Genomic DNA, 18,275 nt, shown 5'->3' on the forward strand with positions numbered 1-18,275 from the left:
GATCCAGCCGTATGGGGCGAACCGCTCCCAAATCAAAGGCCTCGTCTCCGGCGGAGCCGGTGAAACTCGCGATTGGATCTGAAGAGAACGTGATCCGAGTTCGTGGTGCTCGCCAGCACAATCTCAAGAACGTCGATCTCACCATCCCTCGCAACAAGATGGTGGTGTTCACAGGAGTGAGCGGCAGCGGTAAAAGCTCCTTGGCTTTCGACACGATTTTCGCTGAGGGTCAGCGTCGCTACGTCGAGAGTCTTTCCGCTTACGCACGTCAGTTTCTGGGTCAGGTCGACAAGCCGGATGTCGATGCCATTGAGGGCCTTTCACCGGCGATCTCGATCGATCAGAAATCCACCAGTCACAACCCACGTTCCACTGTCGGAACCGTCACGGAGATCCAGGATTATCTGCGTCTGTTGTTTGGTCGCGCCGGCGACCCTCATTGCCCGAGGTGTGATCGTCCGATCCGGCCTCAGACCATTGATGAAATGGTCGATCAGATCCTCACCTTGCCTGAATCGACGCGTTATCAGCTGCTTGCTCCGGTTGTGCGTGGCAAGAAGGGCACCCACGCCAAATTGATCAGCGGGCTAGCCGCCGAAGGTTTTGCCCGGGTGCGGATCGATGGAGAAGTGCGCGAGCTGGCCGACAACATCGAACTTGACAAGAACCAAAGCCACAACATTGAAGTGGTGGTGGATCGGCTTGTTGCTCGTGAGGGAATCCAGGAACGGCTCACCGACTCCCTGCGCACCTCACTGAAACGCGGAGATGGTTTGGCCATCGTTGAGGTGGTTCCCAAAAAGGACGAGCAACTTCCTGAAGGAGTCGACCGGGAGCGTTTGTTCTCCGAGAATTTCGCCTGCCCCGAGCATGGGGCGATCATGGAAGAGCTTTCACCAAGGCTTTTTTCGTTCAACAGTCCTTACGGTGCTTGCGAGGACTGTCACGGAATCGGCCACCTGCGCAAGTTCACACCTGAGCGAGTGGTTCCAGATCCCTCACTGCCGGTTTATGCCGCAGTGGCTCCCTGGGCCGAGAAAGACAATTCCTATTACTTCTCCCTGCTGTATTCCGTTGGGGAGGCCTTCGGGTTTGAGATCAAGACTCCCTGGAAGGATCTGTCTGAAGAGCAGCAGGATGTGCTGCTCAATGGCAGTCGCGAACCGATCCTGATTCAGGCCGACAGCCGTTATCGCAAAGGAACTGGTGCCTATCAGCGTCCTTTTGAGGGGATCCTGCCGATTCTTGAGCGGCAGTTGCGTGATGCCAGTGGTGAGGCCCAGCGTCAGAAGCTGGAGAAATATCTGGAACTTGTCCCCTGCTCCAGTTGTGCTGGCAAACGACTGCGCCCTGAGGCATTGGCCGTGCGCATGGGCTGCTTCCGAATCACGGATCTCACTGCTGTGAGCGTCGGCCAGACCCTTGACCGGATTGAGCAGTTAATGGGTGAGGGTGCCTTCGAGGGCAGTGAACCACTGCTTACGAACCGTCAGATGCAGATCGGAGACCTCGTGTTGCGCGAGATCCGCATGCGATTGCGCTTTCTGCTGGATGTCGGTCTGGACTATCTGAGCCTCGATCGGCCGGCGATGACCCTGTCCGGTGGTGAAGCGCAGAGAATCCGTCTGGCGACCCAGATCGGTGCCGGTCTCACCGGAGTGCTCTACGTGCTCGATGAACCGAGCATTGGTTTGCACCAACGGGACAATGACCGCCTGCTCGCCACCCTTGAGCGTCTTCGTGATCTTGGGAACACGCTGGTGGTTGTTGAACACGATGAAGACACCATTCGCGCTGCCGATCACGTGGTGGATATCGGTCCTGGAGCCGGTGTGCACGGAGGCCACATCGTGGCGCAGGGATCTCTGGATGATCTCCTGAACGCGGAGGACTCCGTGACAGGTGCTTATCTCAGTGGTGAGCGAAGCATTCCCACTCCTCCGGAACGGCGCTCGGCAGGGACTCGCAGCCTCAAGCTGCTCAACTGCAATCGCAACAATCTCAAAGACCTGAATGTGGAGTTCCCGCTCGGACGCCTGGTCTCCATAACTGGAGTGAGCGGCAGCGGCAAGAGCACGTTGGTGAATGAGTTGCTTCATCCCGCTCTGGAGCATGGCCTCGGCCACAAGGTGCCTTTCCCCAACGGTCTTGGGGAGATGCGTGGTCTCAAGTCGATCGACAAGGTGATCGTGATCGATCAGTCACCGATCGGCAGAACTCCCCGTTCCAATCCCGCCACTTACACCGGTGCCTTTGACCCAATCCGTCAGGTGTTCGCAGCCACGGTTGAAGCCAAGGCCCGCGGCTATCAGGTGGGTCAGTTCAGTTTCAACGTCAAGGGCGGTCGCTGCGAAGCCTGTCGCGGTCAGGGGGTCAATGTGATCGAGATGAATTTCCTGCCCGATGTGTATGTGCAGTGCGACGTGTGCAAGGGCGCTCGATTCAACCGTGAGACTCTTCAGGTCACCTACAAGGGTCACACCATCGCCGACGTTCTGGAGATGACCGTTGAGCAGGCTGCCGACGTGTTTTCTGCCATTCCGCAGGCGGCGGATCGACTGCGGACCCTGGTGGATGTGGGTCTTGGGTACGTGAAGCTGGGTCAGCCGGCACCCACGCTCTCCGGCGGTGAGGCGCAACGGGTGAAGTTGGCCACTGAACTGTCTCGCAGGGCCACCGGCAAGACGCTGTACCTGATTGATGAGCCCACCACCGGCCTGAGTTTCTATGACGTGCACAAGCTGATGGATGTGATGCAGCGTCTTGTGGACAAGGGCAATTCGATCATCTGCATTGAGCACAATCTCGATGTGATCCGTTGTTCCGACTGGTTGATCGATCTTGGTCCCGAGGGGGGTGATCGTGGTGGAGAGTTGGTGGCCTGCGGAACACCGGAAGAGTTGGCCCAGCATCCAACCAGTCACACCGGTCGCTATCTCGCCAGGGTTCTCAAGCAACATCCTCCTCAGAGTGCTCCTCTGGCGGCATGACGTCCTTTCCGTGTTTTCGCTTGCGTGGATTGGCTGCAGCCATGGCTTCGCTGTTGGTCGCCCAACCGGTGGCAGCGGTTGAGCGGCTCACCTTCACCTTGCCTGTGCTGGATGAGAGCATCAGCCTGGATTTGAGTCGAGCCACCAATGCTCGGGAGTTGATCGATTCCAATCCAGATCTTCAGGAGCTGGATTGGGCAGGTGATGGATCGGTGCAGACGCTGATCGAATCGCTGCTGACGGCCCCTCTCCCTGAAGAAACCGGCAGCATTGTTCGCCAATCTCTCGGTCACCCCCTGTTTGAGCAGCTGCTTTTGACTGTTTCCGAATTGGTTGAGGTCAAGGGTCTTCCAGCCGACACCAGCGGGCGCATGGTGTCTGAGGCTCTGGCCGCTGCCTACAGGGACGATCAGCCCCATCTGCTGGGATTTCTGCGTCGAGTCCCGGGAGATGAGCTCTCGATCAATTTGCAGTCGCTCGCTTTCTACGCCAAAAGACTCAGAGCCAACCAGGACGATGCACGGGCCCTGGTGCAAAAGGGCACCGCAGCCAAGCCCGTCTCTTCAACGATTGTCGCTGCAGCGGCATCCGGCTGGACCCGCCGGCAACGCTCTGTTGCGGTGAACCATCGGCCGCAGCCCTTACAGATCACGGAAATCGTCCCGACCGCAAGGTCCAACGGTCGGTTGGTGGTGATCTCTCATGGGCTTTGGGATGAGCCGTCCAGTTTTGAGGGTTGGGCCTATCTGCTTGCTGCCCATGGGTATTCCGTGTTGCTTCCAGATCACCCGGGCAGTGATGCGAAGCAGCAGGAGTTAATGATCAAGGGCAAACAGCCTCCGCCGGCTTCGGAGGAACTGCGCTTGCGTCCCATGGATGTCACTGCCGTGATTGATGCGGTCGAGACCGGCAACCTGCTTTCAGGTTCCTCTGTGCAAACTGATTCCGTTGCGGTTGTTGGTCATTCCTGGGGTGCCACCGCGGCTCTGCAGCTGAGTGGTCTTCAGACCACAAGCCGAAAGCTGAGTTCTCGCTGTCAGGACCCACGTGATCCAGATCGCAACCTCAGCTGGATTTTGCAGTGCAGCTGGCTCAAAGGTGCCGATCAAGGGTCGTTGGCTGATCCGAGGGTTCGGACTGCGGTTGTGGTGAGCCCACCTCTGCGACTGCTGTTCGACGAAGCCAGTGGCCCGTCGATGCAGGCCAAGGTGCTGCTGGTGAGCGGGACCCGCGATTGGGTTGTTCCATCCGATCCTGAAGCGGTCGTTCCGCTTCGCAATGGTCAGCCTCTGGCCAATGGTCACCGCATTGTGCTGGCCTCAGGTGGCGATCACTTCAATCTCTGGGCTCCTGTGGGTGCTGAACAACCACCGATCCTTGGGCCCCTGATCCTTGCTTGGATCAATGACCATTCGGGAATCACCGATTCGCTCAGCTTCCAGGGGGGCGGTTGGGGCCATCAACGCGTGCCGCTGGTGGATGTCACCGGCCAACTATGAAAATTCTTTACGCCATATCGGTGTTGTCAACAAGACTTTTTTGTCCGCATTTCTACATCCACAAAACGCTCAAGTAACAGTGCTGGTCGGACTTAAACCGGTTTGAAGCCAAGCGATCCGGGCATGTTTTTGCATTGCTCTCTTTCAGTCATCAGATTGTTTTCATCTTTTCGCAGTTCCATATCACCTAACCCTTGATCGGACACCAGGACCTGTTCCTGAACGTGTTGGAGGTCTTGTGGGACTGAGGCTGCTGCATCTTCATCTCCATGGCTTATTTCGCTCGCAGGATTTGGAGCTTGGCCGTGATGCGGACACTGGAGGTCAGACCCTCTACGTGTTGGAACTGGCCCGCAGCCTGGCCAATCGCGCCGAGGTGGATCATGTCGAGGTCGTCACGCGGCTGATTCAGGATCGGCGAGTGTCTCTCGACTATTCCCAACCTCTCGAGCCGATTGCACCCGGTGCATCGATCCGACGATTCAGTTTTGGACCGCGGCGTTATTTGCGTAAGGAACAGCTTTGGCCGTATCTGGATGAGCTGGCCGACCAGTTGGTTCGTTATCTCCGGGAGAGTGACAATCGACCCGACTGGATTCATGCCCATTACGCCGACGCCGGCTATGTGGGGGCTCTTGTCAGTCGACGTTTGGGAATTCCGCTTGCATATACAGGCCATTCCCTAGGACGTGAGAAGTTGCGCCGTCTGCTTGCGGCTGGTGGAGAGCATGAGCAGATCGAGCAAAATTATTCGATCAGTCGGCGCATCGATGCCGAGGAACTGGCTCTTGCTCATGCCGATCTGGTGATCACCAGCACGCGACAGGAGCGTGATCAGCAATACGCCCGTTATGGCTGCTTCAACCCTGACCATGCGGAGGTCGTGCCACCGGGTGTTGACAGCAGACGTTTTCATCCTCACGGCAACTCGAGTGAGTTCACTGAGGTGTCAGAGCTCTTGAGTTCGTTTCTGAGGGAGCCTGAGCGTCCACCTCTGCTGGCCATCTGCCGTGCGGATCGGCGTAAAAACATTCCCGCGCTCGTTGAAGCTTTCGGTCGATCCGCGGTCCTGCGGCAGCGCCACAACCTGGTGCTCGTGCTCGGCAATCGTGATGACTCTCGCCAGATGGATCGTCAGCAGCGTGAGGTGTTTCAGCAGATCTTTGATCTGGTTGACCGTTATGACCTCTACGGCTCCGTTGCCTATCCCAAGCACCATCGCCGTGATGAGGTTCCGGCCATCTACCGCTGGGCTGCTGCTCACCGCGGTTTGTTCGTCAATCCAGCGCTGACCGAGCCTTTCGGTCTCACGCTGCTGGAGGCTGCGGCTTCAGGTTTGCCGATGGTCGCCACCGATGACGGGGGTCCTCGAGAGATTCTGAGTCGTTGCGATAACGGACTTGTCGTTGACGTGACCGACCGGGAATCGCTCCAGGATGGATTGGAGCGTGCCGGTGCTGATCGAGATCGCTGGCGGCGGTGGAGTGACAACGGCGTGGAGGCTGTCAGCCGTCACTACAGCTGGGATGCTCATGTCTGCGGTTACCTGGCGCTGATGCAAGAGCGTCTGAAGCGCTCGAACACGGTGACTGTTTCATCGCAACTGTTGGCGACGCCATCGGGGCTGAGTCCTTTCGGCTCCCGTCTGCTGCTGCTGGATCTCGACAGCAGTCTTGAACAGCCGGATCTCAAGGATCTGCAGAGTCTGCGACAACAGCTGATGGCTCCGTCTGCCCAAGCTGCCCAGACCAGTTTCGGCATCACCACTGGACGGCCTCTCGGTGTGGCCAGGCAGCGTTTCGCTGAGCTTCATCTGCCTGACCCGCAGGTCTGGATCTCCCAGGCGGGCACTCAGATTCACTATGGCCAAGAAGAGCAGGCGGATCGCTTTTGGCAGGCCCAGATCAGCGTTGACTGGCAACGCGAGTCCGTGGAGCAGACCCTCTCCGATCTTGGCGATCACATCAAACTGCAGAAACCTGAGCATCAGGGTCAGTTCAAGGTCAGTTATCTGCTGCAGCAACCAGGCCCTTCCGTGTTGCCGCTGATTCGCCAGCGTTTGCGCCAGAGCGGCCTGCCTGCACGGCCTCAATTGCGCTGTCACTGGTTCCTTGATGTGCTTCCCATGCGGGCCTCACTCAGCGAGGCGATTCGCTTCCTTTCGCTGCGCTGGGGTTTGCCTCTTGAACACATTCTTGTGGTGGCCAGTCAGCAAGGGGATGCGGAGCTGGTCCAAGGTCTGCCGGCGGCTGTGGTGACTGCTGATCATGACCCCTGTCTCGATGGCTGTCGCCATCAGCAGCGGGTTTATTTCGCCAATCGGTCGCGCTTGATGGGCGTGCTGGAGGGTCTCCAGCACTACCGCTTCCTCAACGCACGGTCCCGACTGGATTAGGCCTCGATCTGAAGCGTCACAGCACCAGCGCTGCGATCGGCCTTGGCCTGGGCATCAGCTCGGTGGTTGCCGCAAGCCAGAGCCACGCCCATGCGCCGGCCGGGGCGGGCCTCCTCTTTCCCGAACAACAACACCTGGGTGTCGGGCTCGCTCAGGGCTGACTCCAGACCGCTGAAGCTCACCCGGCTGCCATGGCGATCCGCGAGGATCACTCTGCTGGCAGCCGCTGTGACACAACAGATTGTTGGGATCGGCAAACCAAGCACAGCTCTCAGATGCAGTTCGAACTCACTGAGGTTCTGGCTGATCAGAGTGACAAGACCCGTGTCATGGGGGCGAGGGGACAGCTCTGAAAAAATCACCTCGTCACCGCAGAGAAAAAACTCCACTCCGAATAGACCGGCCCCTCCCAGGTTGTCGGTCACAGTGCGGGCCATGGTCTGCGCCTGGTGCAACTGCTCTTCGCTCAGCTGGGCCGGCTGCCAGCTGCATTGATAGTCCCCATTGGCCTGTTCATGTCCGATCGGTGGACAGAACAGAGTGGAGCCGTCGCGTTGGCGGATGGTGAGCAGAGTGATTTCCTGATCAAAGTGCAGGAACTCCTCCACGATCACCTGGTTGGAGGTGCCACGTGCATTGGCCATGGCCGCCTCCCAGGCCTGATCAAGATCCTCGGCGCTTTTCACCACGCTCTGCCCTTTCCCGGACGAGCTCATCACCGGTTTCACAACCACCGGCCACCCCAAAGGTTCTGCAGCGTTGTGCAGGTCTTCGGCACTGGAGGCATAGGCGAATCGAGCGGTGCGCAGTTCAAGCTCTGCTGATGCGAGGTCGCGGATTCGATCACGATTCATCGTTACGGCAGTGGCGCGGGCCGTGGGAATCACGGTGATGCCTTCGTCCTCCAGTTCGGCCAGTGCATTCACGGCCAGAGCTTCAATCTCTGGAATCACCACGCTGGGCCTGTGGCGTCGCACCACCTCCAGCAGTGCCTCAGGCTCGGTCATGGGCAGCACCTCCGCCAGATCTGCCACCTGCATGGCCGGTGCCCCCGCATAGCGATCGCAGGCGATCACCCTGCAGCCCAGGCGCTGGGCGGCAATGGCCACCTCTTTGCCCAGTTCACCACTGCCTAAGAGCATCACGGTGGCGGGAAACGTCGTCATGGCCTTTTTCAGGGCAGCATGGATTGATCCTCGCTCCACGCCTGATGCTCCCATCACTGAGCTTCACTCCCGTCGCATTCACGACGGCTGGAGATGCCGCTGATGGGCTGATTTTCGGCTGGGAGATCGCCACAGTGCAGAAATGGGCCTTGATCTATCTGGGTGCGTCGCTGCTGGCGTTTGTCATCGTCTGGTTGGTTGGAGCTCTGCGAGCGAGGGTCTGAGACCCATCAGCCTCACGGTTCGAGGTCGTGCATCAGGGTCAGTTGGCGCTCCGCTGGTTCCTCGTTCACAAACCCCCATGACTGGAAGATGTCAGCATCCGCGTGGGTGATGTGTTGAGCGCCATTGCGCTGTTCCAGCACGAATCCTCTGTCGGCCATGCGGCGCATCAGGCTGGCGGCCTCCTCGAAGCGGGAGGCCATTGCCTCAAGGCTGGCGCAGTCGGCGGTGAGACCTGCTTCCTTCCAGGTGAAATAAGACACTTTAAAGCAGTTTAAGTATCGAATAACAATAACAAGGCTGGAAAAAGAAGACTTGCTTGAGGAGATTGATTTTTTCCAAACTCTCTCAGTCTTTGCTGGCAAGTGACGGCTTGATTGTGTTAACTGGTCAGTCTATATTAGACAAACTAAGCAAGCTCTTTCTCTGTCTTTTGTTATATATTTACGTATAAGACTCTTTTGAGTAAAGGGCTATACTTGCTGAAAAGTTAATTTGAGAAACATCATGTCTTCATGCATTGCTGGCAACCGTTTGTTTTGCTAGTTATGTCACAGATTGATGTAATATTTTACGTATATAAAGATTGCTGTGATCTAAGGTGTTGTTAGTTATTCGATTTGATTTTAGTTTATGGTGAATTTAAAGTCTAGACTTGCCTCTAAGCTTAGGCTCTTGATGAAATATCTTCGCTTAAGAGTTTTAATCGGCGACCGATTTGTTGTTGGTATTCCTTCTCAGCTGGATTCACGATTTTTTACGTCGAATAGTAAGCGTTCGTCTTTGGCTAGACATGGAAATATTCACCCTTGGGCTGCACAGTTTAATCATTCAAAGACTAAGGTTCTCGAGATTGGCTCACGTTGTGTCTGTTCGCAAGCGCATTGGAAACGTTTTTTCCCTGATGTCGAATATGTGGGTGTTGATGTAATGGAGGGTGAGAATGTTGATTTAGTGGCCGATGCGCATTTTTTATCCAACCACTTTGAAAAGGAAAGCTTTGATCTGATTTTATCTTTTGCTGTATTTGAGCATCTAGCGATGCCATGGGTAGTTGTTGAAGAGATTGCAAGAATTTTAAAAGTTGGTGGTTATGTTGCAATTGAAACTCATTTTTCTCATTCGGAACATGAATTGCCTTGGCATTTTTACCAATTCAACTCCAATGCTTTGGAAGGTTTGTTTAATGAAAGGCTTGGTTTTGAAATCATTGATTCTGGCCTGGATAATCCTATCGTAGGGCGCTTTGCACATGAAGCTAATCCCCATCTTCGAGGCACTCCGGTAACAGATTTATACTGTCACTCCTCCGTAATTGCACGAAAAGTTAAATCTATTGATTATGACCAATTTGGCTGGCGAGATGCTCTTCCTTCAGTGATTAATAATACTATGTACCCCAGTAATACAGGGTTATTTACGAAGTCATAATTTTTAAATTCTTCGATAATCAACATAGGTTTTTGAGCCCCGGGCTGTTAATTGTGATTTTTTTCAGCCAGCTGGTAAGCCGGTGATGTTTACCTCTTTGCGCTCGTAAATCATGTTGGTCTTAGGGCGATACCCAGCAAGACCAGCCCTGCTGTCACAAGCCAGAACATCGGCACCACGACCTGCTCAGATGTTCCTCCCAGTTCGAAATGGTGATGGAGCGGAGCCATTCGCAACACCCGGCGTCCCACACCATCCGGCCCTTTGGTCGCCTTGAACACCCACACCTGGATGATCACCGACAGCGATTCAGCCAGGAACACACCACCCATCAGCAGCAGCGGCCAGAGACTGTTGGACAGCAACGCCACGGCACTGAGTGAAGCGCCCATCGCCAGGGAGCCCGTATCCCCCATAAACACTCGTGCCGGGTTGCGGTTGTGAATCAGAAAGCCGAGCCAGCAACCGGCCATCGCCATGCAGAACGCTGCCATTGCAGGGTCACCCTCGTTGCCGCGCAGCATCAACTGCAATCCCAGACCTGTGAACACGAGGGCTCCGCAGCCTGAGGCGAGGCCGTCCAGTCCATCGGTGAGATTGGTGGCGTTGCTTTCCGCAAGGAACACGAACAACCCCAGTGGCCAGATCAGCCAGCCAAAAGGAATCTCAATGCCGAGGGGCAGGTTCACCGTGTCAGGGATCCATCCCTGCCAGGCTGACCAGCCCAGAAACACCATCGCAGCTGCACTTTGCAGCAAAATTTTCCCTCTGGGTTTCAGGCCCGTGTTGGTGCGTTTGGTGAGGCTGCTCCAGTCATCGATGCCACCAATCACCATGTAGGCCAGCGTGACCAGACCAACAGCCAACAACTGGGCGGCGCTACGTCCTTCCCAGCTGATCAGGCATCCTGCAATCACGCCGACGGGGATGACTAAGAGGCCACCCATCGTTGGTGTGCCGGATTTACTTTGATGTGCTTCAGGACCTTCGGTTCTGATCACCTGGCCCATCTTCAGTGCCCGCAGTCGCGGTGTTCCCCACCAGGTCACAACGGCAGAGATCAACGTGGCCGTGAGCAACGGCAGGCTCAGCAGGCTGTTGGGGATCCAGCGGTCTGACGCAAAGGCCGCCATCACGACGGCCATGATCAACACAGCAGCGGGAACACGTCCGTCGAGACGAGTGGATCGGTCTGCAGAAGCGCTCAAGTCCCGTGGACGAATCGCAGGGACCTTAAATCAGTCTTCCCAGTTTTCTTCGTTCTCTTCGTCGGCCTTGTAGTCCTCTTTTTCGCCCATCAGCGCGGAGAGCTCTTCCTCTTCCACCGTGCTCACCTCGGGAGAACTGGACTCCTCGTCCTCCACCAAGCGACCGCTGGTTTCAAGCCAGCTCAACAAATCAGGCTCCTCGCGCAGCGGAAGCACCGGTGCGGGCTCTTTGCGTCCGTATCGGGTCAGGGCCGGGTTGACGTTGTCGAGGCCGCTCAAGTCTGTGAGAGCTGAGGACAAGATCTTCAGAGCCAATCCTTCATCATAGAAGACTGCGCTTTTCCTGTTCTTGAAGAAAGCGGCGATTCTCGCTTCCGCCTGGGGAATCTCTCTACTGATAAGTGCGCTTCTGCGCTTCTGGGGACAGCAGCATCCACAGCCTCTGCAGCCCGGTGCCGTCCCTGTGCTGGCTCTGCTGTTCGTGCCTTCAGGGCTGATGGCTGGATGGCTGCTCTGGTCGTCCCGCGGGAGTGGAGAATCGGAATAGTTCCGACATAGATCAGGAGTCCGCTTGATGGGACGCGCCAAGAAGGTTGTGCTCGCGTATTCCGGAGGTGTGGACACCAGTGTCTGCGTTCCTTACCTCAAGCAGGAGTGGGGAGTCGACGAGGTGATCACCTTCGCTGCAGACCTCGGTCAGGGTGATGAGCTGGAGCCGATTCGCCTCAAGGCTTTGGACGCTGGTGCAAGTCAGTCTCTGGTTGGTGATCTGATTCAACCTTTCATCGAGGAGTTCGCTTTTCCAGCGATCCGCGCCAATGCGTTGTACGAAGGCCGCTATCCACTGTCCACAGCACTGGCGCGTCCGCTGATCGCCAGACGCCTCGTGGAGGTGGCGCGGGAGGTTGGCGCCGATGCCGTAGCCCATGGCTGCACCGGCAAGGGCAACGATCAGGTGCGCTTTGACGTGGCGATTGCTGCCTTGGCTCCTGATCTGAAGGTGCTCACACCTGCTCGTGAATGGGGAATGAGCCGCGAGGAGACCATTGCCTACGGCGAACGTTGTGGGATCCCCGCTCCAGTGAGCAAGAAGTCCCCCTATTCCATCGACCTCAACCTGCTGGGCCGCAGCGTTGAGGCGGGTCCGCTTGAGGATCCGATGGTTGCGCCCCCGGAGGAAGTGTTTGCGATGAGCGTGTCCGTGGATGCGGCGCCGTCTCAGGCTCAGGAGATTGAAATCGGCTTCGAGGCCGGTAACCCTGTGAGCATTGATGGCGTGCGGCTGGCTCCGGTCGAGCTGATTCGTGAAGCCAACCGTCTTGCCGGAATGCACGGCATCGGCAGGCTCGACATGATTGAAAACCGGGTGGTCGGGATCAAGAGCCGAGAGATCTATGAAACTCCCGGTTTGCTGCTGCTGATTCAGGCCCATCAGGAACTGGAGAGCCTCACACTCGCTGCCGACGTTCTTCGCACCAAGCGACAACTGGAGATGCAGTGGGCGGATCTGGTGTATCAGGGCCTCTGGTTCGGACCGCTCAAGGAAGCTCTGGATGGATTCATGGATCGCACTCAGACCCATGTGAATGGCACGGTCCGCCTTCGACTGCACAAGGGCAATGCCATCGTCACGGGGCGCAGGTCCAGCGACAGCAGCCTCTACGTTCCTGAGATGGCCTCCTATGGCAGCGACGATCAATTTGATCACCGTGCAGCAGAGGGTTTCATCTACATCTGGGGGTTGCCCATTCGGCTCTGGTCGGCAGCCCGACGTCGTTAGTTATGCGTGAGTCGCGGACTGAATCAGGCGGCGTTCCGATCGGATCGCCGTTGATGGCTCTGTCGTGTGTTGCGCCAACGTTCCAGGAAGGGAATGGGGATGTCGCTCAGCGGCTTGGAGCGCTCCTCAATCAGGGGTAACGCAGGTTCACCCAGCATTTGCTGCGCTCTCGCCAGCAGCCGGTAACGCTCCATCAGTGGTTCGAGGCGTTGCTGAAACTTGCGCTCAAACAGCTCTGGAAGCTCACTCAGCAGCGACTCATAACCCTCGATCATCTGCTCGAGTTCAGCGATGCGCGCTCGCAGAGCATCGCTTTCGTGTTCGTGCTCTCGATCAGCCTGCACCACGTCCAGTGATGGGTTCCATTGAGGCAATGGTGCCTGATGGTCGGCTTCCTGAGGCTGCATGACCGAACGGTATCGCCCGGTCAGCAGTTGATCAATGCCCCTGCTTCAAGCGGAAGCTTCGGCTGTTTCAGGCTGTGCTGCGGGTTCGGTGCCTGGAGCCACGCGGGGAGCCGGCAGAGGTCCGTCTTGCTTGACGGTGAGATAGCGGATGACGTCTTCGCTGAGGCGCATGGCTTTCTCAAGAACAGCGACCTGCTGTCCATCACCGTTGTGGCTCAGCTGAACGTAGATGCCTTCCTTGTGCTTTGCGATCGGATAGGCGAGGCGACGCTTGCCGCGCATCTGGTTATCCAGGACATCAGCACCGGTTTCCACCAGAATGTCGCGGTACTTGGTGAGATGAGACTCGACTTCCTCTTCCGGAATGTCCGGACGAAGGATGTACATGGTCTCGTAGTAAGGCGTCTGGGTCATGGAGACAGATCCGACAGGGACTGATGGCTCACTGCGTGAGCGACGGATTCAAAAGCTTATCTCCTTAGGGTTGACACCTTCAGTAAAGCTGCATGCGCACCGCCTGGCTCAATCCGGGAAGATCGGGCTCTCTGCCGCGGATGCATTCGATCAAGGCGAAGAGCACCACGGCCAGCACCGCCACCACCACCGTGCTCGAAAGGGTGCGCAGCATCAGACCACTGCTGAGTGGTTGCAGCAGGATGGCAAAGGCGTAGCCAAGCAGCACCACGATGATGTCGACCAGCAGGGCTTGGAGCGTGTTGAAGCGCAGGAAATAAGGCACGTTTGGATTGCGCACCACAGCCAGGAACAGCAGGAAGAACACCAGCAGATTTCCGAAAGGGATGCCCCGCTCGAGCAGCACGAGAGGCAATGCAGGCAGCGTGAGCCACTGCATCCAGGGGAACTGACCCATCAGATGGCTTCCGAAGGGAATCGCATCGCTCCAGGGCAGCACATACACCAGCAGACCCAGGAACCGTTGCCAGACGGGAATGGCCATCGCAGCCTCGATAGTGGCTCGAGCGTAGAGCGTGTGATTCGATTCAGTTGGGGGGATCGTTCGGGCTAAGCCTGATGCGCATTCAGGCTTCGAAGAGCGCCTTCCCGCATCTGATCAACAGGCACATCTGCGCGACCACACCATCGCCGCAGGGCGGCAGCTCCCTGCTGAACCAGCATTTCCAGGCCATCGATGGTGTGGCATCCGCGCTGTTGACCCAGTGCAAGCCAAGGCGTTGGTCGTGGCGTGTAGATCAGGTCGTAGAGGGTCATGGATGCATCAACTCCTGCCCAGAGATCACTGCCGAGAGGCATGGCGTTGTCATCCCCATGCCCCTGCATTCCCACAGGAGTGGTGTTCACCACAAGCTTCGATCGCTGCAAGACCCTGCTGAGCGTTTCCGGATCGAAGCTCATGGCGATCAGCGGCGTGCTGTCGCTGCCCTGGCCTGCACGCAGGTCGTTCAGAAAGTCAGTCAGCGCATCAGGGCGTCTGCCGGCGACGTGGATCGCGGTGAGGGGTAGTTGCTGCAGCCCCGCCACCACGGCACGGGCGCTGCCACCGCAGCCCAGCACCACGGCCTCCGCACCCTGCCACTGCTCTGCTTGCATCTGCAGTGGCGCCAGAAAACCCTCCATATCAGTGTTGTGGCCATGCCAGCCTCCTTCTTTGAGGGGTGTGAGCGTGTTCACGGCACCCAGTCGTTCGGCGAGGGGGCTCAGCTCTCGGCAGAGACCCACCACCTGCTGCTTGTGCGGAATCGTCACGCTCAGGCCGCGGCATCCCACGGCTTGCAATCCATCGAGCACCGCCTTCAGATCTTCAGCGTCACAGGGAAATGCCATGTAGCGCCAATCGAGCGCCATGGCCTCTAGAGCTGCGTTGTGCATCACCGGTGACAGGGAGTGGCTCACTGGTTGTCCCAGTAGGCCGATCAGTGCAGTGGTTCCGCTGATCATTCGGGGAAGCGCGATCCTCTCCACCAGCCTGCTGCGTCATCGGTCTGTTCGGGAACCACACCTCGCCTGGAGGCATTGCCTCTGCCGAAGATGCAGGGGATCTAATCAGTCACTACGCGGAGCAAGGAGGCACGGATGGGCAAGGTTGTCGGCATCGATCTCGGAACCACCAACAGTTGTGTGTCGGTGATGGAGGGCGGCAAGCCCACCGTGATCGCCAATGCCGAGGGCTTCCGCACCACGCCGTCGGTGGTGGCCTACACCAAGAACCAGGATCAACTGGTGGGTCAGATCGCCAAGCGCCAGGCGGTCATGAATCCTGACAACACCTTCTATTCCGTGAAGCGTTTCATCGGCCGTCGGGTTGATGAAGTGAATGAGGAGTCGAAGGAAGTCAGTTACACGGTGGAGAAGGCTGGCTCCAACGTGAAAGTGAAGTGTCCGGTTCTCGAGAAGCAGTTCGCCCCTGAGGAGGTGTCTGCCCAGGTGCTGCGCAAGCTTGCAGAAGATGCCGGCAAGTACCTCGGAGAGTCCGTGACCCAGGCGGTGATCACCGTTCCCGCTTATTTCAATGATTCCCAGCGTCAGGCCACCAAGGATGCGGGAAAGATTGCCGGCCTTGAGGTGCTGCGCATCATCAACGAGCCCACCGCTGCGGCTTTGGCTTACGGGCTCGATAAAAAGAGCAATGAGCGGATTCTGGTGTTCGACCTTGGTGGTGGAACCTTCGACGTCTCGGTTCTCGAGGTTGGTGATGGTGTTTTCGAGGTTTTGTCGACCTCGGGTGACACCCACCTCGGCGGTGATGACTTTGACAAGGTGATTGTTGATCACCTGGCCGACACCTTCAAGTCCAACGAGGGCATTGATCTGCGACAGGACAAGCAGGCTCTCCAGCGCCTCACCGAAGCTGCTGAAAAAGCCAAGATTGAACTTTCCAGCGCCACTCAGAGCGAAATCAATCTGCCGTTCATCACGGCCACCCCAGAAGGGCCGAAGCATCTCGACCTCACCCTGACCCGAGGCAAGTTCGAGGAACTGGCGTCCAAATTGATTGATCGCTGTCGTGTACCTGTTGAGCAGTCGCTCAAGGACGCCAAGCTGTCGTCCGGTGAGCTGGACGAGATCGTGATGGTGGGTGGTTCCACCCGGATTCCAGCGGTGCTCGAACTGGTGAAGCGAGTGACTGGCAAGGATCCCAATCAGACGGTGAATCCTGACGAGGTGGTGGCCGTGGGTGCTGCCATCCAGGGCGGTGTGCTCGCCGGTGAAGTCAAGGACATCCTGTTGCTGGACGTCACCCCTCTTTCTCTGGGTGTGGAGACTCTCGGCGGTGTGATGACCAAGATGATCACCCGCAACACCACGGTGCCGACCAAGAAGTCTGAGACCTACTCCACTGCGGTTGACGGCCAGACCAACGTGGAGATTCACGTGCTCCAGGGTGAGCGCGAGATGGCGTCCGACAACAAGAGTCTTGGAACTTTCCGTCTTGACGGAATTCCAGCTGCTCCCCGCGGCGTGCCTCAGATCGAAGTGACCTTCGACATCGATGCCAACGGCATTCTCAGCGTCACCGCCAAGGACAAGGGCAGCGGCAAGGAGCAATCGATTTCCATCACCGGAGCCTCCACCCTCAGCGACTCCGAGGTGGACACCATGGTCAAGGATGCCGAGGCCAATGCCAGTGCTGATAAGGAGAAGCGCGAGCGCATCGATCTCAAGAACCAGGCTGAAACCCTCGTCTATCAAGCCGAGAAGCAGATGGAAGAGCTTGGCGACAAAGTTGATGCAGACGCCAAGACCAAGGTGGAGGAGAAGCGCACCAAGCTCAAGGAGGCCACTGAGAAGGAGGATTACGACGCGATGAAGACCCTGCTTGAGGAACTGCAGCAGGAGCTTTACACCGTTGGAGCCTCTGTTTATCAGCAGGCTGGTGCTGAAGCCGGTGCAGCTCCGGGTGGCGACTCAGGAGCGACTCCTGGAGGGGGTTCTGGGTCAGGTGAGTCTGGCGATGATGTGATCGACGCTGAATTCACTGAATCCAAGTAATCCTTGAAGGCCAATCACACGTGGCTTGAATCCTTGTGTTGTCTCCCCCGTCTGATCACAGGCGGGGGTTTTTTGTTGCACAAAAAAGGGAGCATTCGCTCCCTTTTGATTTGCGAGTTGGTCTAGGTGCAGTTGCTCTAGAGGTTGCGATCGTTCAGTTAATGGAATCGGCAGCAGCTTTGGCTTGACTCACAACTTCAGGTGGCAAAGAGACGTAGCCCAGATCAGGAGCTTGCGACTGTGCTTCCTCGGACAGCATGTAGTTGAAGGTCTTCTTCAACAGTGCCGTTTTGTCGTCGTTGCCTGTCTCATAGGCCAGCACCCAGGTGAAGGTGACGATCGGATAGCCCTCTTTGGGATTGGGGTTACTTCCGATCAGATCGGGGCCGAGGTCAATGGAACCCAGAGCTTCGCTTGCCGTGGCATTGGTGGGCTTCACCTGTTCACCCGAAGCGTTCTGCACTGCAGCGGCCTGGAGATCACCCTTCACATAGGCCAATTCCACATAACCGATGCCTCCAGCGATTTGATTCAGCTGGGCGGAGACACCCTCATTGCCTTTTGCTCCAACACCGGTTGGCCATTTGACCGACTTGTCTGCACCGACATCCTTTTTCCATTCAGGGCTAATGGCTTCCAGATGTTTCGTGAAGTTGTAGGTGGTGCCGGAGCCATCGGAACGATGGACAACGTTGATCGCCTTGTCGGTACATCCGAGTTCGCTGTAGTTCGTGATCTGCCCGAGAAAAATGCCTGCCAGTTGTTTCTGGGTGAGTGACAGATCGCAGCCGGGGTTGTTGTAAGCCACAGCGATCGCACCTGCTGTCATTGGGATTTGCACCACACCGCGACTCACCTTGGCGATGGCTTCAGGTTTCATGGGCTTGTCGGATGCGCCGAAATCGACGGTTTCCGCCGTGAATTGACGCACACCAGCACCCGACCCCACTGACTGGTAGTTGACATTCACACCTTGGGGAGACAACCCCTGAAACCATCGTTGGTAAATGGCTGCAGGGAAAGAAGCGCCTGCTGCGGAGAGCCTGCCCTGGCCTTTTTCATCACTACCACCACCTGTGGAGCAAGCAGCCAAGCTGAGCCCTGCGGCCACACCCGACATGACAGTCAGCGTTCTCGTGAGAAAAGAGCGTTGCATGAACTCTTCTAAAACAATCGATGGAGAGTGAAGAACACTCAAGTTGAACTTA

Annotated in this window: 17 protein-coding genes; 8 read left to right on the top strand and 9 right to left on the bottom strand. The window is 57.2% G+C overall.

What is annotated here, in order from left to right; genetic code table 11:
- Positions 1 to 11: 11 nt before the first annotated feature.
- The 3 genes from uvrA (at position 12) to AC6EI9_RS10360 (ending at position 6,884) form a co-directional block, all read left to right on the top strand.
- Entirely contained in the window at positions 12 to 2,990 is a 2,979-nt protein-coding gene (uvrA, locus tag AC6EI9_RS10350) for an excinuclease ABC subunit UvrA (protein WP_498467689.1), read from the top strand.
- Complete coding sequence (locus tag AC6EI9_RS10355) at positions 2,987 to 4,489, top strand: alpha/beta fold hydrolase (RefSeq protein WP_498467690.1); 1,503 nt, start codon at positions 2,987 to 2,989, stop codon at positions 4,487 to 4,489. Before uvrA ends, AC6EI9_RS10355 begins: the two co-directional genes overlap by 4 nt.
- 238 nt (positions 4,490 to 4,727) lie before the next feature.
- Positions 4,728 to 6,884, top strand: coding sequence for an HAD family hydrolase (locus tag AC6EI9_RS10360; RefSeq protein ID WP_498467691.1), 2,157 nt, complete (start codon positions 4,728 to 4,730; stop codon positions 6,882 to 6,884).
- On the opposite strand, the gene purT is transcribed toward AC6EI9_RS10360, so the two are convergent.
- The gene (gene purT / locus AC6EI9_RS10365; protein ID WP_498467692.1) at positions 6,881 to 8,050 is read right to left on the bottom strand and encodes a formate-dependent phosphoribosylglycinamide formyltransferase; all 1,170 of its coding nucleotides are present in this window, start codon (positions 8,048 to 8,050) and stop codon (positions 6,881 to 6,883) included. The genes AC6EI9_RS10360 and purT overlap by 4 nt on opposite strands.
- A gap of 44 nt (positions 8,051 to 8,094) precedes the next feature.
- Between purT and AC6EI9_RS10370 the strand changes: the two genes are divergently transcribed.
- Positions 8,095 to 8,274, top strand: coding sequence for a cytochrome B6 (locus AC6EI9_RS10370; protein ID WP_498467693.1), 180 nt, complete (start codon positions 8,095 to 8,097; stop codon positions 8,272 to 8,274).
- 12 nt (positions 8,275 to 8,286) lie between these two features.
- Here AC6EI9_RS10370 and AC6EI9_RS10375 read toward each other — a convergent pair whose 3' ends face one another.
- Complete coding sequence (locus AC6EI9_RS10375; protein ID WP_498467694.1) at positions 8,287 to 8,535, bottom strand: hypothetical protein; 249 nt, start codon at positions 8,533 to 8,535, stop codon at positions 8,287 to 8,289.
- A 415-nt stretch (positions 8,536 to 8,950) separates the two neighbouring features.
- Here AC6EI9_RS10375 and AC6EI9_RS10380 point away from each other — a divergent pair, with 415 nt between their 5' ends.
- The gene (locus tag AC6EI9_RS10380; RefSeq protein WP_498467695.1) at positions 8,951 to 9,703 is read left to right on the top strand and encodes a class I SAM-dependent methyltransferase; all 753 of its coding nucleotides are present in this window, start codon (positions 8,951 to 8,953) and stop codon (positions 9,701 to 9,703) included.
- A gap of 110 nt (positions 9,704 to 9,813) precedes the next feature.
- Here the strand turns inward: AC6EI9_RS10380 and mraY are convergent, their stop codons facing one another.
- Positions 9,814 to 10,848 carry a phospho-N-acetylmuramoyl-pentapeptide-transferase gene (gene mraY / locus AC6EI9_RS10385; RefSeq protein ID WP_498470025.1) on the bottom strand — a complete coding sequence of 345 codons (1,035 nt, stop codon included), beginning with the start codon at positions 10,846 to 10,848 and terminating at the stop codon, positions 9,814 to 9,816.
- A 93-nt stretch (positions 10,849 to 10,941) separates the two neighbouring features.
- Entirely contained in the window at positions 10,942 to 11,190 is a 249-nt protein-coding gene (locus AC6EI9_RS10390; protein ID WP_498467696.1) for a DUF3134 domain-containing protein, read from the bottom strand.
- A 70-nt stretch (positions 11,191 to 11,260) separates the two neighbouring features.
- Here AC6EI9_RS10390 and AC6EI9_RS10395 point away from each other — a divergent pair, with 70 nt between their 5' ends.
- A complete protein-coding gene (locus AC6EI9_RS10395) occupies positions 11,261 to 11,458 on the top strand; it encodes a hypothetical protein (RefSeq protein WP_498467697.1) in 198 nt (65 codons plus the stop codon).
- A 27-nt stretch (positions 11,459 to 11,485) separates the two neighbouring features.
- A complete protein-coding gene (locus tag AC6EI9_RS10400; RefSeq protein WP_498467698.1) occupies positions 11,486 to 12,691 on the top strand; it encodes an argininosuccinate synthase in 1,206 nt (401 codons plus the stop codon).
- Between the two features lie 23 nt (positions 12,692 to 12,714).
- Here AC6EI9_RS10400 and AC6EI9_RS10405 read toward each other — a convergent pair whose 3' ends face one another.
- The 4 genes from AC6EI9_RS10405 to AC6EI9_RS10420 all read right to left on the bottom strand — a co-directional run bounded on the left by AC6EI9_RS10405 (position 12,715) and on the right by AC6EI9_RS10420 (position 15,015).
- Positions 12,715 to 13,098: a hypothetical protein gene (locus tag AC6EI9_RS10405; RefSeq protein WP_498467699.1), complete on the bottom strand. Its 384-nt coding sequence runs from the start codon at positions 13,096 to 13,098 to the stop codon at positions 12,715 to 12,717.
- A gap of 45 nt (positions 13,099 to 13,143) precedes the next feature.
- Positions 13,144 to 13,512 (bottom strand): 30S ribosomal protein S6, encoded by a 369-nt coding sequence (gene rpsF, locus AC6EI9_RS10410; protein ID WP_066908700.1) that lies wholly within the window; start codon positions 13,510 to 13,512, stop codon positions 13,144 to 13,146.
- 79 nt (positions 13,513 to 13,591) lie between these two features.
- Positions 13,592 to 14,056: a Tic20 family protein gene (locus AC6EI9_RS10415; protein WP_067093818.1), complete on the bottom strand. Its 465-nt coding sequence runs from the start codon at positions 14,054 to 14,056 to the stop codon at positions 13,592 to 13,594.
- Positions 14,057 to 14,121: 65 nt separating this feature from the next.
- The gene (locus AC6EI9_RS10420) at positions 14,122 to 15,015 is read right to left on the bottom strand and encodes a shikimate dehydrogenase (protein ID WP_498470026.1); all 894 of its coding nucleotides are present in this window, start codon (positions 15,013 to 15,015) and stop codon (positions 14,122 to 14,124) included.
- Between the two features lie 135 nt (positions 15,016 to 15,150).
- On the opposite strand from AC6EI9_RS10420, the gene dnaK reads away from it, so the two are divergent.
- A complete protein-coding gene (dnaK, locus tag AC6EI9_RS10425; protein WP_498467700.1) occupies positions 15,151 to 17,067 on the top strand; it encodes a molecular chaperone DnaK in 1,917 nt (638 codons plus the stop codon).
- A 154-nt stretch (positions 17,068 to 17,221) separates the two neighbouring features.
- Here the strand turns inward: dnaK and pstS are convergent, their stop codons facing one another.
- Positions 17,222 to 18,223, bottom strand: coding sequence for a phosphate ABC transporter substrate-binding protein PstS (pstS, locus tag AC6EI9_RS10430; protein ID WP_498467701.1), 1,002 nt, complete (start codon positions 18,221 to 18,223; stop codon positions 17,222 to 17,224).
- Positions 18,224 to 18,275 lie beyond the last annotated feature (52 nt).

The organism is Synechococcus sp. MIT2312, assembly GCF_059772315.1.